The 15,913-nt window shown below is 62.9% G+C and carries 13 protein-coding genes and 1 tRNA gene; 11 read left to right on the forward strand and 3 right to left on the reverse strand.

What is annotated here, in order from left to right; genetic code table 11:
• The first annotated feature begins 184 nt into the window (after positions 1-184).
• The 4 genes from AB4O05_RS08900 to AB4O05_RS08915 all read left to right on the forward strand — a co-directional run bounded on the left by AB4O05_RS08900 (position 185) and on the right by AB4O05_RS08915 (position 2,610).
• Positions 185-598 carry a pilin gene (locus AB4O05_RS08900; protein ID WP_460137636.1) on the forward strand — a complete coding sequence of 138 codons (414 nt, stop codon included), beginning with the start codon at positions 185-187 and terminating at the stop codon, positions 596-598.
• 35 nt (positions 599-633) lie between these two features.
• Positions 634-2,034: an O-antigen ligase family protein gene (locus AB4O05_RS08905; protein ID WP_460131548.1), complete on the forward strand. Its 1,401-nt coding sequence runs from the start codon at positions 634-636 to the stop codon at positions 2,032-2,034.
• Positions 2,035-2,081: 47 nt separating this feature from the next.
• Positions 2,082-2,157: transfer RNA gene (locus tag AB4O05_RS08910), tRNA-Thr, on the forward strand.
• Positions 2,158-2,304: 147 nt separating this feature from the next.
• Entirely contained in the window at positions 2,305-2,610 is a 306-nt protein-coding gene (locus AB4O05_RS08915; protein WP_460131546.1) for a DUF6388 family protein, read from the forward strand.
• 56 nt (positions 2,611-2,666) lie between these two features.
• Here the strand turns inward: AB4O05_RS08915 and nadC are convergent, their stop codons facing one another.
• Positions 2,667-3,515 (reverse strand): carboxylating nicotinate-nucleotide diphosphorylase, encoded by an 849-nt coding sequence (gene nadC / locus AB4O05_RS08920; RefSeq protein WP_460131545.1) that lies wholly within the window; start codon positions 3,513-3,515, stop codon positions 2,667-2,669.
• A gap of 245 nt (positions 3,516-3,760) precedes the next feature.
• On the opposite strand from nadC, the gene AB4O05_RS08925 reads away from it, so the two are divergent.
• The 5 genes from AB4O05_RS08925 (at position 3,761) to AB4O05_RS08945 (ending at position 10,115) form a co-directional block, all read left to right on the forward strand.
• A complete protein-coding gene (locus AB4O05_RS08925; RefSeq protein WP_460131543.1) occupies positions 3,761-5,911 on the forward strand; it encodes a DUF1631 domain-containing protein in 2,151 nt (716 codons plus the stop codon).
• A gap of 62 nt (positions 5,912-5,973) precedes the next feature.
• Positions 5,974-6,537 carry a 1,6-anhydro-N-acetylmuramyl-L-alanine amidase AmpD gene (gene ampD / locus AB4O05_RS08930; RefSeq protein WP_460131542.1) on the forward strand — a complete coding sequence of 188 codons (564 nt, stop codon included), beginning with the start codon at positions 5,974-5,976 and terminating at the stop codon, positions 6,535-6,537.
• Complete coding sequence (gene ampE, locus AB4O05_RS08935) at positions 6,534-7,370, forward strand: regulatory signaling modulator protein AmpE (RefSeq protein WP_460131541.1); 837 nt, start codon at positions 6,534-6,536, stop codon at positions 7,368-7,370. Before ampD ends, ampE begins: the two co-directional genes overlap by 4 nt.
• Before the next feature lie 157 nt (positions 7,371-7,527).
• A complete protein-coding gene (locus AB4O05_RS08940; protein WP_460164864.1) occupies positions 7,528-9,558 on the forward strand; it encodes a methyl-accepting chemotaxis protein in 2,031 nt (676 codons plus the stop codon).
• 125 nt (positions 9,559-9,683) lie between these two features.
• Positions 9,684-10,115 (forward strand): hypothetical protein, encoded by a 432-nt coding sequence (locus AB4O05_RS08945; protein ID WP_460131540.1) that lies wholly within the window; start codon positions 9,684-9,686, stop codon positions 10,113-10,115.
• Here AB4O05_RS08945 and AB4O05_RS08950 read toward each other — a convergent pair.
• Both AB4O05_RS08950 and cra read right to left on the reverse strand, forming a co-directional pair.
• Positions 10,062-10,838 carry a TatD family hydrolase gene (locus AB4O05_RS08950; protein WP_460131538.1) on the reverse strand — a complete coding sequence of 259 codons (777 nt, stop codon included), beginning with the start codon at positions 10,836-10,838 and terminating at the stop codon, positions 10,062-10,064. The genes AB4O05_RS08945 and AB4O05_RS08950 overlap by 54 nt on opposite strands.
• A 2-nt stretch (positions 10,839-10,840) precedes the next feature.
• A complete protein-coding gene (gene cra, locus AB4O05_RS08955) occupies positions 10,841-11,836 on the reverse strand; it encodes a catabolite repressor/activator (RefSeq protein ID WP_460131536.1) in 996 nt (331 codons plus the stop codon).
• A gap of 293 nt (positions 11,837-12,129) precedes the next feature.
• On the opposite strand from cra, the gene ptsP reads away from it, so the two are divergent.
• Both ptsP and pfkB read left to right on the forward strand, forming a co-directional pair.
• Positions 12,130-14,988, forward strand: coding sequence for a phosphoenolpyruvate--protein phosphotransferase (gene ptsP / locus AB4O05_RS08960; protein ID WP_460131535.1), 2,859 nt, complete (start codon positions 12,130-12,132; stop codon positions 14,986-14,988).
• Positions 14,989-15,909, forward strand: coding sequence for a 1-phosphofructokinase (pfkB, locus tag AB4O05_RS08965; protein ID WP_460131533.1), 921 nt, complete (start codon positions 14,989-14,991; stop codon positions 15,907-15,909).
• The last annotated feature ends 4 nt before the right edge of the window (positions 15,910-15,913 follow it).

Below are 15,913 nucleotides of genomic sequence, written 5' to 3' on the forward strand. Positions count from 1 at the left end.
GGTCGTCGAAGATTTATAGCGTAGTCAGGTGACGGATTAGGGCAGCCTGGCGATGACGGATAAAATGTCAGAATGTGCGTCTTGTACGCGATTGACTGCTTGCCCATCAGTACACTGGCGCCGCTGCAAAATACGGGGCGCAGGAAGCGCCTTGTCATGAGTTTTATTCTGGAGAGTGAATGTGATACGTCAGAAAGGCTTCACCTTGATCGAGTTGTTGATCGTCGTGGCAATCATCGGCATTTTGGCCACCATCGGCTTGCCCATGTACACCACCCACCAGGCCAAGGCCAAGTTCACCGCCGGCCTGGCTGAAATCACCGCGTTAAAGGCCGGCTATGAAGATGCCATTAACCAGGGCACCGTGCCCACCCTGGCATTGATCGGTGGTACCAGCCCCACCGCCCACTGCAGGATCGAGGTGGCAGGCGATGTGGCCACCGGTGCGGGCGCCATCAGTTGCGAAATACTCGACGCGCCGGCACTGGTGCTGGGCAAGACCATCAGCCTGACGCGCAACGCCACCACTGGCTGGAAATGCACCACCACTGCTGACCCGAAATACGCGGCTAAAGGCTGTGGCGCCGACGGGGCATAACGGCTGAACCAGCCATAGGGAAGTCGAGGCGGCCAATGGCGTTACCCCTGCAGCAACGAGGCGGTATTTTCCTGGTAGCAGTCGTTTGCCTGCTGACCTTTGGGATCTGCGCGCCGTTCAGTGGGCATGATGTACAGCGCACAATGCAGATAGCCATCGGTGTTTGCGCGGTGCTGTATGGGCTGGCGCTGACCCCGGCTGAACGTTTGGTGGATCGGCCCACGGCCTTGGGCCTGGCGCTGATCATCGGGCTGGGCCTGCTGTCTTCGGCGCGGGCCCATCAGCCATTGTGGGCGCTTACCGAAGTGGCGCTGTTTGTCAGCTGCGCGGCGATCGCCGTGGCGTTTGCCTCGCTTCGCCGCCAGGGCGGCGAGGCGCTGGACCGTACGCTGATCCTGGTGGTGGCATTGCTCTGCCTGATCAAGTCGCTCCAGTACCTGTATGCGGGCACGCTCGCGTTTACCAGCGGCGGGCACACGCTGGACCCTGATCGACTGCTGTCGGGCTTTTCCAACAAGCGCTTCTATGGCCAGTTCCAGACATTCACGCTGCCGTTGCTGGCACTGCCGTTGCTGCTGCCCACAGTCTCCCGCTCCTTGCGCGCTGCGGCGTTTGCGCTGCTGTGCGTCTGGTGGTTGATCGCAATCAGCGGCGGTACGCGCGGTACCTGGCTCGGCATGGCAGCGGCCGGAGTCGTGCTGGCGGTGCTGGGCCCGTGGGGGCGGCGATGGCTGGGTTGGCAACTGGCCGCCGTGCTGGGCGGCTTGTTGCTGTACTGGGGGGTATTCACGGTGCTGGCGGATTACCTGGGCATCCAGGTTTCCAATGCCGCCGCGGATCGCCTCACCACCACGCTGTCAGGGCGTGGCCCGATCTGGTCGCAAGGGTGGCAGATGCTGATCGAGCGCCCATGGCTGGGCTTCGGGCCGATGCATTTTGCCGATGTCGCTAACGAAATCGCCGCCCACCCCCACCAGTCCGTTTTGCAGTGGGCCTGCGAATGGGGTGTGCCGTCGGCCCTGTGCGTGATCGTCCTGGCATGGCGCGCCGGCTGGGCGACGTTCGGCGTGTTGCGCGAGCGCGCGTTGACCACCGAGCGCGCGGACCTCCTGCGGTTATGCCTGTTTGCGGGGTTGGTCGGGGCGTTGGTGCAGTCCATGGTCGACGGTGTCATCGTGATGCCCAATTCCCAGGTCTGGCTGGCGCTCGTGGTGGGTTGGCTGATGGCACTGCATGTTTGGCGTGTGCCCCCCACGGCAACGCTGCCGTTGGCCGGGTTGGCGTGGAAGGCCTTGAGTGTGTTGGCCGTTGGCCTGCTGGTATTTGTCGCGGTACGCGATGTGCCGCACTTAAAGCAAGCCCAGCAGGAGTACCTGCGCGCCGAGGGCAGGCACCTGCAACCGCGCTTTTGGGCCCAAGGGGTCATTGCCCGCTGAGGGCGCAAGTTGCCGGACGCCCGATGCGGTGCTAGCTTAAGTCCACCGCCCGTGTAGCTCAGCCGGTAGAGCAGCGCACTCGTAACGCGAAGGTCGCAGGTTCGATTCCTGTCTCGGGCACCAAGGCAACACTGTTTCAAAGGCAATGTTTTCAGATGATCCCAGAATGGTTCTGAAGGCCAGACGAGCTGGTATTTGTGCCCGCTCTTTTGTATCTGCGCAACCTTGATGACCCAGATGCATCCCCATTCCTCGATCTAAGAGAACAACATGACCACGACTGAAAAGACCCAGGAAGCACGGCACGAAGAAGCGCTTGAAAAATACCTCAAGGAATCGCCGCAGCTTAAAGAAGAGATCAAGGACCTGAGCGCCGATGATCAGCGCGACCAGATCCAGTGGGCATTCGAAGACGAGGCCGAGAGCCAGAGCCTGCAGCCTTGGGAACTGACCCTCAAGTACACCTCGACACCGGAGGAGTTCGAAGCGGCACGGCTGGTCCTGCACAAGGAAGCAGCCGAGGTGCTGGGTGTCGAATGGGAAGAGTATTGCGAGATGAATAACCTGGTCGTCTGACCCAGGCTTCTGTCGTGAGCGGGCTTGCCCCGCTCACAATAGGACTGAAGTTGGCCTCAGATACTGAGGCGCATCGACAAATCCACCGCCTTCACATCCTTGGTCATCGCGCCGATGGAGATGTAGTCCACCCCTGTTTCGGCGATGGGTAACAGGGTGCTTTCATTGATCCCGCCACTGGCCTCCAGCTTCGCCTTGCCGCCGTTCAGGCGCACGGCTTCACGCATATCCTCCAGACTCAATTCGTCGAGCATGATGATGTCGGCGCCTGCCGCCAGCGCCTCACGCAGCTCATCCAGGTTTTCCACTTCGATTTCCACCGGCTTGCCGGGTGCGATCTTGTGCGCGGCGCTGATGGCTTGGGCAATGCCCCCGCAGGCGGCGATGTGGTTTTCCTTGATCAGGAACGCGTCGTACAAACCGATGCGATGGTTGTGACAGCCACCGCAGGTCACTGCGTATTTCTGCGCCAGGCGCAGGCCCGGTAAGGTCTTGCGGGTATCCAGCAGTTTGACTTGAGTGCTGGCGACAAAATCCGCCAGGAACCGGGCGCGCGTGGCTACCCCGGACAGCAATTGCAGGAAGTTCAGCGCACAGCGTTCGCCGCTGAGCAGCGAACGCGCCGGGCCTTCGAGGTGGAACAGTACCTGGTTGGGGCTGACGCGCTCACCGTCGGTCACCTGCCAATGCACGGCGACCCTGGGGTCGAGTTGGCGAAAGACCGCGTCCACCCATGCCGTGCCGGCGACTACCGCGGCATCGCGGGTAATGATGGTGGCCGTGGCCAGCCGTTCGGCCGGGATCAATTGCGCGGTGATGTCGCCGCTGCCGATGTCTTCGAGCAGTGCGCGGCGCACGTTGGCTTCGATTTCGGCAGTGAGGTCGGCAAGACGGAGATTCGGCATAACAGGCTCCACAAACAAAGTGCCCCGATTATAGGGGCAGTGCGCGTTCGAACCCAGGCTCGCCGCTCATTTACCGCGCAATGTCAGAGTTTGCTGGCGCAACGGCCCTCATTTGCAAGATAATCTCGCGCCTTGCAATTGGCGTCATAGCTTTGACGTCCTGGCGATAACCGGTTTTCATAGGGCCCCGACGGGCCTGTAGCCGATCGTTGCCCAACTCAATACCGCCGTTTCAGGAGGCCAGGATGCACAATGACGGAAAGGTGGTGCCCATCAACAAGGCACACGCTACGCCATCGCCGCTCGCCCGCCTGCCGGTGGTATTGCTGCAGGTCCGCGACAAGGCTGCGCAACAGTTGCAGCAGGGGTTGCAGGAACTGTTCGATAATGCCGACGACACGCTGTTCGAAATGGCCGACAAGGCCCGCAGCAACGTCGATCACCATATTTTCTTTGAAGCCATGCGCGACCTGCGCCTCAAGCGCAAGAATTTCGAGCGTGTGTTCATGGAGCGGCTGTTCGAAGCCTTTGCCTGCCTGGGCCAGGCGGGGCGGGTTGAGCGTCAGTTGGTGCCGGTGGTGTCGTATGACACGACGGTAAGTACCTCCAGGGATGCCCAGGAAAAAGCCATCGCGCTTGAGGCCATGCTGGAGCGGGTACGCCACCGCGATGGCCTGGCACTGTCGCAACTGACGGCACGCTTGAGCGCGTTGCTGGGTAACCACCTGGATGAGCGCGAAAACCCTCTGGGCCCGGCGCTGCTATGCGAGTTCTTCCTGCAGGCGGGACGCAGCTTGGGCGTGGAGATCCGCGTCAAGCTGATCATGCTCAAGCTCTTTGAAAAATACGTACTCAGTGACGCCGACCAGTTGTATGGCGAAGCGAATCAGTTGCTGGTGGCGACGGGCGTGTTGCCCGAACTCAAGGTCGTGCCATCCCGTCGCCCCGGTGGGCGTGCGGCCCGTGATCAGCAGCGCGAAGAGGCGGTGCCGAACGCCGAGCAGCCCATCGATGAAACCGGCCAGGAGGCTTTCGCGGGTTTGCAGATCTTGCTCGCAGCGGTGCGCGGCGGCGTGGCGCCCACCCTGGAAGCCTGCGCCCAACCCCAGCCCATTGCCACCCGCGACCTGCTGCGCATGTTGTCCCATCTGCAGCAGTACGTGCCGACGCCTGAGTCCGAAGACGACTTCGACCTGCGTAACCAGCTTGAGCAATTGCTCACCCGGGTCAGCGTCAAAAGTGGCAAGTCACGGGTGGTAGAGGAGGCGGATGAAGACGTGATCAACCTGATCGCTATGCTGTTCGAATTTATCCTCAATGACCGCACCGTGCCGGACGCCTTCAAGCCCTTGATCGCCCGTTTGCAGATCCCAATGCTGAAGGTGGCGGTGCTGGACAAGCGTTTTTTCAGTCGCGCCAGCCACCCGGCGCGGCGCCTGCTGAACGAAATCGCCCTGGCGGCCATGAGCTGGAGCCCCCTCGATGACTACCCGCGCGACAGCCTGTACCTGCGCATCGAGCAGGTGGTGCAGCGCTTGCTCAACGAATTTGTCGAAGATCCGCTGATTTTTACCCAATTGCTCACCGAATTCAGCGCGTTCAGCGCCGATGAGCGGCGCCGCAGCGAGCTGCTTGAGCAGCACACCCGCGACGCCGAGGCGGGGCGCGTGCGCACCGAAGCCGCCCGCCAACGCGTGGCCGACGCGCTGAATCGACGGCTGCAGGGCAAGGTGTTGCCGCAGGCGGTGGTGCAGTTTCTGCAACAGGCATGGAGCCAGGTGCTGTTGCTGGCCGCCCTCCAGCACGGTGAGCAGTCGGTGCAGTGGCAGGCGGGGCTGCGTACCATGGATGAGCTGATCTGGAGCGTCAGCCTGCAGGAAGACAGCGAAGCCGGGCGCCACTTGCTCGAACAGTTGCCTGGCTTGCTCAGAGCGTTGCGTGACGGGTTGACCAGCGCCGCGTTCGACCCCTTCAGCACCCGAGACTTCTTTGTTCGCTTGCAGGCCCTGCATGTGCAGCCGGCCGAAGGCGTCGACGCGTTGATCGAAGTGCGCGAGCCCTTTGTGTTCAGCGCAGTGCCGCCCGACTCGACGGAAGGCCTGCCGGCGGATGATCCCGACTTGCTCAGGGTGCGCCAGCTGCGGATCGGAGGCTGGGTCATGTTCGAGCAGCACCAGGCCGAGGCCCTGCGCTGCAAGCTGACGGCGATCATGGCGCCGGCCAACACTTATGTCTTTGTCAGCCGCACGGGGCTCAAGGTCCTGGAGAAAAACGCCGGCCAACTGGCGCTGGCGTTCAAGCGTGGCACGCTGCATACCCTGGATGACGGGCCGCTGTTCGAGCGTGCGTTGGCGGCGGTGGTAGGTAAATTGCGTCAACTCAATCGCGGCAAGTGATCGCAACCACAGGGGCTAACGCGGCATACTGGTCACACTTTGTTTCGTTGCAAGGAACCTGTATGCAGTTGGACCCCACCAGCGGTTGGTGCCAGGGCATTCGCCATTGCCCTTCACCCAACTTCAACGAGCGCCCCGCAGGCGAAATCTCACTGTTGGTGGTGCATAACATCAGCCTGCCGCCGGCGCAGTTCGCCACCGGTAAAGTGCAGGAGTTTTTCCAGAATCGCCTGGATGTCACGGAACATCCCTACTTTGAAGGGATTGCCGACCTACGGGTCTCTGCGCATTTCCTGATTGAGCGCGATGGCACTGTGACGCAGTTTGTGTCCTGCCTCGACCGTGCCTGGCATGCCGGGGTCTCAAGCTTCGAAGGGCGTGACACCTGCAATGACTTTTCCTTGGGAATAGAGCTGGAGGGCACCGATGACCTGCCGTTCAGCGACGCCCAGTATGCGGCGCTGATCGACCTGACCCGGCAGTTGCTGGTGGCCTACCCAGGCATCACCCCACAGCGCATCTGTGGCCACAGTGATATTGCACCGGGACGCAAGACCGATCCCGGTCCCGCTTTTGATTGGAGGCGCTTTCGCAGCGCCCTGCAGGATGGAGGACACCCACGATGAGTTTTCTGGTGTTGGTGCTGGCCGTATGGATCGAGAAGTTCTCGGCCATGCGTCAGCGGTTGCAGCGCGATGGCGGTTGGTTGCGTGAATTGACCAGGCTGGAATCGAGCCCGCGCATGGGCAAGCAGCCTTGGTTGATTCTCGTTGTACTGGTGTTGTTGCCGGTAGCGTTGCTGGCACTGTTGCTGCTGGTGCTGGAACCGGTGGCCTACGGTTTATTGGCGCTGCCGGTGCACCTGCTGGTGGTGATCTACAGCCTGGGTCGTGGTGACCTATTGGCCGGGCTCGGACCGTTTCGCGATGCCTGGCGGCGTGGTGACCTGCAAGCCGCCGAGCATGTGGCCGAGCGTGATCTGGCGCTGGGTGCCGACAGTGGCGAGCAGTTGCTGGAACGTGTCCAGGCCCATCTGTTGTGGCAGGCATACCAGAGCTTCTTTGCGGTGATTTTCTGGTACTTCCTGCTGGGGCCGGTCGCCGCCTTGGCTTATCGCCTGTTGGCGCTGGCCAGTGAGCACAGCCAGAACCCGTTGGTGGCCGAGCGCGCCGGGCAATTGCGGCATGCCTTTGACTGGTTGCCGGTACGCCTGCTCGCGGCCAGCTTTGCCCTGGTGGGCAACTTCGTCGCGGTCAGCCGCGTGATGCTCCACGAGTTACTGAGCTGGGACATCAGCGCCGCGCAACTGGTGGAAAAAGTCGGCCTGGCCGCCGCCGAAATCCCGCCGCCCTTGGTGGGCGCTGACGGCATCAACAGCCTGGATCGCCTGTGGGAACTGTTGTTGCGCGCGGCGGTGCTCTGGTACGCCGGGTTTGCCATTTGGACGGTGTTGCCCTGATCCCGCGCCGGGCTGCGTAGCAGCCCCCCATTTCCACTCGTTAACTTTACGTTACAAAACTCCCTTCCAATTTGAGCTATACAGACAGAGCGCCCCATAGTGGCTTTCTGCCGCGGCCCTGCGCCTCAAATAAAAATAATAGGAAGGGAGTTCACCTGTGAAGAGCTTGCTCTATCCCGCCGTCGCGCTGATGAACCGCCTGAGCTTCGGCATGAAGTTCAGCCTGATCAGCGTGTTGTTCCTGCTGCCGATGCTGGCAACCAACTATTACCTGGTGCGCGATTCCTGGCGCGAATTCCAGGGCACCCGTGTCGAACTGCAAAGCCTCGACCTGCTTCGCAGCAGCCTGGTCCTGCGCCGTGATCTGGAAACCCTCAACAACCAGGTGCAGATCAACGCGACCCTCGGCCAGTCCGGCAAGGCCGGCGACCTCGAAGGCAAGATCGGCGCTCTGGAACAGAGCGTGCTGAACCGCCTGCTAGGCCTCAACGCCGTGGCCACCGAGCCCGAGCAAATCAGCGCCTTTGAAGGCAAGCGCGACGAGTTGATCGCCGCCTTCAAGGCCCAGCAACAGGAGCGCTCGCTGCTGAGCAAAAGCGCGCTGATCGGCAAATTGCTGAACAAGGCGCAGATGCTCAGCCAGATCATTGCCAGCCAGTCCGGCCTGAGTCGCGACCCCCAAAGCGACTTACGCCAACTCAGCGAACTGATCACCAGCGTCACCCCGCAAGTCACCCAGACCTTGGGCGAAGGTCGGGCGATGGGCGCGTACTCCCTGGGCCAGGGCTTTCTCAATTCATCGTCCAGTACCCGTTTTGACGAACTCTTGCAGCAACTGGAAAAACTCCAGGCTGAATATGGCCTGAAACTGCAGGATGCCCTCGGCTCCAGCACCGCCGCCCACGCGGCGCTCGACAACCTGGCCAAGGCCAGCCAGGCCAGCCTCAAGCAAGGCAGCGAGCTGTTTGAAGAGCAGGTGGTGATGGCCGAGACGCTCGACGCGCCCTGGCAGGGGTTCTACGACGGTGTCAGCCAGTTGATGGCTAACACCTACCAACTCGACGATGCCACCTTGACCTTCCTCGGGCAGCAGTTGCAGCAGCGCCTGGCGCAGAACCGCACGCACATGGTGGTGTTGGTTTCGGCGCTGACGGCGGTGTTTCTGCTGATCTTCTATCTGTACGCGGGCTTCTACGCCTCCACGCGCACGACGCTGCGGCGTCTGGGCGCGATGATGGACAAAGTGGCGGCCGGCGACATGACCGTCACCTTTGTCGCCCGCAGCCGAGATGAACTGGGCGACCTGGGTCAGGTATTCAATGGCACCGTGGCGAAAATCCATGACTTGATCGAGCGCGTCGGGCACACCGTCAGCCAGGTCGAACTCCAGGCCGGCCAGGTGGAAACGATCTCGGCCCAGAGCAATCAGGCGGTCTGCGGCCAGCGCACACAGATCGAGCAGGTGGCGACGGCCATGAACCAGATGTCTTCCACAGCTCTGGAAGTGGCGCGCAACGCCGCGGCGGCCGTCAGCAGTGCCCACAGCGTCAACGATGAAACCGTCAACGGCCGTGGCCTGGTGCAATCCCAACAGGGCAGCATGGCGCGGCTGGCTTCGGAGATCGACCAGTCGGTGCGGGTGATCAACCAATTGGCCACCGACAGCCAGTCCATCAGCAGCGTATTGGAGGTGATCAAAAGCATCGCCGAGCAAACCAACCTGCTGGCACTCAATGCGGCGATCGAGGCGGCGCGGGCCGGTGAGCAGGGACGCGGATTTGCCGTGGTGGCCGACGAGGTACGCACCCTGGCGCAGCGCACTCAGCATTCCACTGAAGAAATCGAGCAGATGATCGGCCGCTTGCACAGCGGGGTGGGGGCGGCGGTAAAGGCGATGGGGACCAGCCACGAAATGGCCAATGCCACGGTGGGGCAGTCAGAAAAGGTCCAGCAGGCCTTGGAAAATATCCTCGGTGCTGTCGGCATGATCGTCGATCAGAACCAACAGATCGCCGCCGCCGTCGAACAGCAGACTGCTGTCGCCCAGGATATCGACCAGAACATCGTCGAAATCAACCGGGCTGGCGAGCATGCGGCCCAGGGCGCGCATCAGACCGAAGCTGCAAGCCGCCAGCTATCCCAGCAGGTGATCGAGTTGAAGCAATTGATCGGCGCCTTTCGCGTGTAAGGCGCCGGAGTAGGACATGGCGTTGCTTGGGGTAGTGCTTATCTGGATTTTGCAGCGGATCATTTTTAGCCGCGCGAATGAGTGAGAATTTATTTCACTTAATCACAGACCGGGGAGGCACGACGATGGCCACTGCAATCGGCATCAGAGGGCGCTGTGCCCACTGCGATATCACGTTCGAGCTCAAGCCTTGGCAGTTGAATGCCATCGCCATCGAAGAACCGTTCGATTGCCCGTATTGCCAGCGGGTCCTGGAACTGAACTGCCCGCAACAGTTGCGCCTTTTCAAGGCGCTCGATCATTGGGCGCTGGTGCGCCCGAGCATGGTGGTGCTGACCAGCGTGGTGCTGATCGTGGCACTGGTGGCGGAGTGGGTAGGGCTGATCAGCCTGGTCGGGCAGTTCAACGTGTCGCTGGTGGTGCTGTTGGTGCATTTCCTGGCGTTGCGCTACGCCCGTCATCGGCAGCGGATGACCTTGAACTTGCAAGCGGTCAGTCCGGCGCTACCCGTTGAACAGATCGCGGGCATTGCGTGTAGTCGCCTCGGCCAGCAATAAGGGGCTTATGCCCATGCGCTCGGCCAGGACGATGCAGATGTCCGGCAGGTGCTCCGGGCTATTGCGCTGGCCGGGGTACATGGCCGGGGCCATATCGGGTGAATCGGTTTCCAGCACCACCGCGTCCAAGGGCAACTGCGCCAGTACCTTGTGCATGCGCAGGGCCTGGGGCCAGGTGGCCGCACCGCCCAGGCCGAGCTTGAACCCCAGCTTGATGTACTCGCGGGCTTCTTCCCGGCTGCCGGCAAACGCGTGGATGATGCCGCCGCGTGGCACACGGATGCGCTTGAGGGTGGCGATCACCGCCGCGTGGCTGCGGCGTACATGCAGCAGTGCCGGGAGCTGGAAGTCCACCGCCAGGCGCAGTTGCGCTTCGAACAGGCTTTGCTGGCGCTCGCGGTCAAGGTGTTCGAGAAAGTAATCCAGGCCGATTTCGCCCACCGCACACAGTTGCCGGTGGCCGTGCAGGCGGGTCAGCCAGTCGCCCAGTTCCGTGAGGTCGGCGGGGCGGTGCTCGTCGAGATACACCGGGTGCAGGCCGAAGGCGGCGAGCAGGTTTTCATCGGTCTGTACCAGGTCCCACAGCCGTTGCCAATTGTGCTGATACACCCCCAGTACCACCATGCGTTGCACGCCCAGCGCACGACTGCGGGCGAGGACGTCCCGGCGGTCGTTGTCGAAATCCGGGAAATCCAGGTGGGTATGGGTGTCGATCAGCTCCACGTTCACGCCTCGTGAATGCGCTGCTTGAAGGTCCGGCCGATGGCATGCACGCCCGGTTGGTAGTGCTCCTCCTCGATGGCGGCCAGGGCCAGGCGCAGGGCCGTGTCGGCAATCAACTGATGTTGCTGGGCCATGGCATTGACTGGCAATGGCAGGAAGTCCAGCAACTGCGTGTCACCAAAGGTGCCCAGGCGCAACGGTCGCGACTTGAGCGGGAAGTCATGCAGCGCGTCAAACACGCCTTGCAGCAGCACGTAGGATGTAGTCACCAGTGCGTCGGGCAAATGCCCCAGGCGATGCAGCAGTTGCTCCATCAGCTGTCGGCCACAGTCGCGGCTGAAGGCTTCGCCATGCTCGACGATCACCTCGCCGGCGAAACCTTGCAGCGCTTCACGGAAACCCGCGGCGCGCTCCTGGCTGATGCTCAGCTCTGGCCGCGCGCCGATCAGCACGATCTGCTTGGGCAAGGGGTGCAGCAGGCTGCTGGTCAATTGCAGGCAAGCCTGGCGGTCGTCGCTGACCACCGAGCAGAACTGCCCAGGCGCCATCACCCGGTCGATGGCGATCACCGGCAAGCCCTTGGCTTGCAGCTCGCGGTAACTGTCATCGCTGGCGGGCAGGCAACTGGCCACGAACAACGCATCGCAGCGCCGGGCGCGGAACAGTTGCAACAATTGGCGTTCGCTGTTGGCGTCATCGTCGGAGCTGGCGATCAGCAACTGATAGCCACGTGCGCGGGCGCCCTGTTCCAATAGCTTGGCGATCCGTGCGTAACTGGGGTTCTCCAGGTCGGGCAGGATAAAGCCCAAGGTGCGCGTATGCCGGCTGCGTAAGCCGGCGGCCTGGGGGTTGGGGGTAAAGCCATGCGCCTCGACCACGGCACGCACCCGCTCGACGGTTGCGTTGCTGATGCGTTGCTGTTCGGCCTTGCCATTGATGACGTAGCTGGCGGTGGTCACGGACACACCGGCCAGGCGTGCGATATCACTGAGTTTCAAAGCGGGATTTCCTTGTTTTTTGGAGCTTGCCCCGACATTTTGTCCAATCGTAACCGATTCCAGCATACGACCCATGTCCCAGCTCAAGTGCCGAGTGGTTCTTCAAGGATGCACAATTAACGCGTAATCTGCCTTAAATTCTAGATTAAACGTTTCAGCCAGCGTATTTTTACGACGTTCGCGACTGAGGAGCTACTGCCAATCGACTGCTCAGTCAGTGACTTTTCACTACCCTTACACTGTTTATTCAAAACAATACCTAGTGCACCCCTCGCACTAACTAGGAGAACGGCATGCTTGAGCTCACCGTAGAGCAGATATCCATCGGCCAGGTGGCTGTGGATAAGTCTGCTGCCTTGCACCTGCTCGCTGACAAACTGGTGGCCGATGGCCTGGTCGCAGAGGGTTATCTCAGCGGCTTGCAAGCCCGTGAAGCCCAAGGCTCGACCTTTCTCGGCCAAGGTATTGCCATCCCCCACGGCACCCCCGAAACCCGCGACCAGGTGTTCTCCACCGGGGTGCGCCTGTTGCAATTCCCCGACGGGGTGGACTGGGGCGATGGCCAAATGGTCTACCTGGCCATCGGCATTGCCGCCCAATCCGACGAACACCTGCGCCTGCTGCAACTACTGACCCGCGCCCTCGGTGAAACCGACCTGGGCCAGGCGTTGCGCCGTGCCGGCTCCGCCGAAGCCTTGCTGAAACTGCTGCAAGGCGCGCCGCAGGAACTGGCGCTGGACGCGCAGATGATCAGCCTGGGCGTGTCTGCCGATGACTTCGAAGAGCTGGTATGGCGCGGCGCGCGGCTGTTGCGCCAGGCCGATTGCGTGAGCAATGGCTTTGCCGCCGTGCTGCAGCAGGTCGATGCACTACCCTTGGGCGATGGCCTGTGGTGGTTGCACAGCGAGCAAACGGTCAAGCGTCCGGGCCTGGCGTTTGTCACGCCGGATAAACCCATGCGTTACCTCGGCCAGCCGCTCAACGGCCTGTTCTGCCTGGCCAGCCTGGGAGAGGCGCATCAGGCGCTGCTCGAACGCCTGTGTGCCCTGCTGATTGAAGGGCGCGGCCAGGAATTGGGCCGCGCCACCAGCAGCCGCGCGGTGCTTGAAGTGCTGGGCGGCGAACTGCCGCCGGACTGGCCGAGCGCCCGTATCACCCTGGCCAACGCCCACGGCCTGCACGCCCGACCGGCGAAGATCCTCGCGCAACTGGCGAAAAGCTTTGAAGGCGATGTTCGTGTACGCATCGTCGATGGCCCGGTGGGCGCTGTGTCGGTGAAAAGCCTGAGCAAGTTGCTCAGCCTCGGTGCGCGGCGCGGGCAAGTGCTGGAGTTTGTCGCCGAGCCAAGCGTTGCCGACGATGCGCTGCCCGCCTTGCTGGCGGCGGTGGAAGAAGGCCTCGGTGAAGAAGTCGAGCCGCTGCCGACCGTGAGCGCTCAGGCGGCGGTGCCGGATATCGAACCCGTGCTCAGCGCGCCGGCGTCCGGCAGCCAGGTCCAGGCCATTGCCGCCGCGCCGGGCATTGCTATCGGCCCGGCGCATATCCAGGTCCAGCAAGTATTCGACTACCCCTTGCGCGGCGAGTCCTCTGCGGTCGAACGCCAGCGCCTGCACGCGGCCCTGGCCGAGGTGCGCGGTGATATTCAGGGTCTGATCGAACGCAGCACGTCCAAAGCCATCCGCGAGATTTTCATCACCCACCAGGAAATGCTCGACGACCCGGAACTGACCGACGAAGTCGACACTCGTCTCAAACAAGGCGAAAGCGCCGAAGCGGCGTGGATGAGCGTGATCGAAGCCGCCGCCAGGCAGCAGGAGTCGCTGCAGGACGCCTTGCTCGCCGAGCGCGCCGCCGACCTGCGTGATATCGGCCGTCGTGTACTGGCGCAACTGTGCGGTGTCGACACCGCCCAGGAGCCGAACGAACCCTACATCCTGGTGATGGACGAGGTCGGCCCCTCGGATGTTGCGCGCCTGGACCCGGCCCGCGTCGCCGGTATCCTCACCGCCCGTGGCGGGGCGACCGCCCACAGCGCCATCGTCGCCCGTGCCCTGGGCATCCCCGCGCTGGTGGGGGCCGGGCCGGCCGTGTTGCTGCTGGCCGCCGGCACGCCGCTGTTGCTCGACGGCCAGCGCGGCCGCCTGCATGTGGACGCCGACGCCGCCACTCTGCAACGCGCCACTGTCGAGCGCGACACCCGCGAGCAACGCTTGCAAGCCGCCTCGGCCCAGCGCCACGAGCCGGCCCTGACCCGTGACGGTCATGCCGTTGAAGTGTTCGCCAACATCGGCGAAAGCGCCGGTGTCGCCAACGCCGTGGAGCAGGGCGCCGAAGGCATCGGTTTGCTGCGCACCGAACTGATTTTCATGGCCCACTCCCAAGCCCCGAATGAGGCCACCCAGGAAGCCGAATACCGCCGCGTCCTCGACGGCCTCGGCGGGCGCCCGCTGGTGGTGCGCACCCTCGACGTGGGGGGCGACAAGCCGTTGCCTTACTGGCCGATCGCCGAGGAGGAAAACCCGTTCCTTGGCGTGCGTGGCATTCGTTTGACCTTGCAGCGCCCGCAGATCATGGAAGCGCAGTTGCGCGCGCTGTTGCGCTCTGCCGACAGCCGCCCGCTGCGTATCATGTTTCCCATGGTCGGCAGCGTGGATGAATGGCGCGCGGCCCGCGACATGACCGAGCGCCTGCGCCTGGAAATCCCCGTGGCCGACCTGCAACTGGGCATCATGATCGAAGTACCGTCCGCCGCGCTGTTGGCGCCGGTGCTGGCCAAGGAAGTCGACTTCTTCAGCGTCGGCACCAACGACCTGACCCAGTACACCCTGGCCATCGACCGTGGCCACCCGACCTTGTCGGCCCAGGCCGATGGCCTGCACCCGGCGGTGTTGCAACTGATCGACATCACCGTGCGCGCGGCCCATGCCCATGGCAAATGGGTCGGTGTGTGCGGCGAGCTGGCGGCGGACCCGCTGGCGGTGCCGGTGCTGATCGGCCTGGGTGTGGACGAGTTGAGCGTGTCGGCGCGCAGTATTCCTGAAGTGAAGGCGCGGGTGCGCGAGTTCAGTCTGAGCGAGGCCCAGGGCCTGGCGCAAAAAGCCCTTGTGGTGGGTTCGCCCGCCGAAGTGCGAGCCCTAGTGGAGGCCGTGTAAATGGCAAGGATTCTAACCCTGACGCTGAACCCGGCGTTGGACCTCACGGTACGCCTGACGCGCCTGCAACCGGGTGAAGTCAACCGCAGCGAAACCCTGCTCACCCACGCCGCCGGCAAGGGTGTGAATGTGGCGCAGGTGCTGGCCGATTTGGGCCATCAGGTGAGCGTGGGCGGTTTTCTCGGTGCGGCGAACCCCGAGGCGTTCGAGGCGCTGATCGCCCGCCGTGGGTTTGGCGACGCGTTCGTGCGCGTGCTGGGCGAAACCCGCAGCAATATCAAGATTGCTGAACAGGATGGCCGGGTCACCGATATCAATGCGCCGGGGCCAATGGTGAGTGAGCAGGCGCAAAAAGATTTGCTCAAGATGATCGCAATCATCGGCCCCGAATTCGATGCGGTGGTGGTGGCCGGCAGCTTGCCACGTGGCGTCAGCCCGCAGTGGTTTCAGAACATGCTGCTGGAATTGAAAGACCTTGGCTTGAAAGTCGCCCTGGACACCAGCGGCGAGGCGCTGCGCGCCGGTTTGCAGACGGGCCCGTGGATGGTCAAGCCCAATACCGAAGAGCTGGCCGATGCGCTGGACAATGCCTCGGATGCTGTCAGTCAGCTGCATCAAATGGGTGTGGAGCACGTGGTGGTCTCCGACGGTGCCGCCGGCGTGAGCTGGTACGGCCCGGGTGCGACGCTGCATGCCACGCCGCCCAAGGTGACGGTGGCCAGTACCGTCGGTGCCGGCGACTCGCTGCTGGCCGGCATGCTCCATGGTTTGCTCAGTGGCGATACGCCGGAGCAGACCCTGCGCCGCGCCACGGCGATTGCCGCGATGGCGGTGACGCAGATCGGTTTTGGTATCAGCGACGACGCGCAGTTGGCGCGTCTCGAAAGCGGCGTTGCTGTACGCACGTTGACAGAACAATAAGAGG

The organism is Pseudomonas sp. S1_G07 (genome assembly GCF_054668565.1).

Bases quoted from the DNA above. Each gene is read 5' to 3' on its own strand.
- AB4O05_RS08905 (WP_460131548.1), top strand. From the start codon at position 634: ATGGCGTTACCCCTGCAGCAACGAGGCGGTATTTTCCTGGTAGCAGTC.
- AB4O05_RS08915 (WP_460131546.1), top strand. From the start codon at position 2,305: ATGACCACGACTGAAAAGACCCAGGAAGCACGGCACGAAGAAGCGCTT.
- nadC (WP_460131545.1), bottom strand. From the start codon at position 3,515: ATGCCGAATCTCCGTCTTGCCGACCTCACTGCCGAAATCGAAGCCAAC.
- AB4O05_RS08925 (WP_460131543.1), top strand. From the start codon at position 3,761: ATGCACAATGACGGAAAGGTGGTGCCCATCAACAAGGCACACGCTACG.
- ampD (WP_460131542.1), top strand. From the start codon at position 5,974: ATGCAGTTGGACCCCACCAGCGGTTGGTGCCAGGGCATTCGCCATTGC.
- ampE (WP_460131541.1), top strand. From the start codon at position 6,534: ATGAGTTTTCTGGTGTTGGTGCTGGCCGTATGGATCGAGAAGTTCTCG.
- AB4O05_RS08945 (WP_460131540.1), top strand. From the start codon at position 9,684: ATGGCCACTGCAATCGGCATCAGAGGGCGCTGTGCCCACTGCGATATC.
- ptsP (WP_460131535.1), top strand. From the start codon at position 12,130: ATGCTTGAGCTCACCGTAGAGCAGATATCCATCGGCCAGGTGGCTGTG.
- pfkB (WP_460131533.1), top strand. From the start codon at position 14,989: ATGGCAAGGATTCTAACCCTGACGCTGAACCCGGCGTTGGACCTCACG.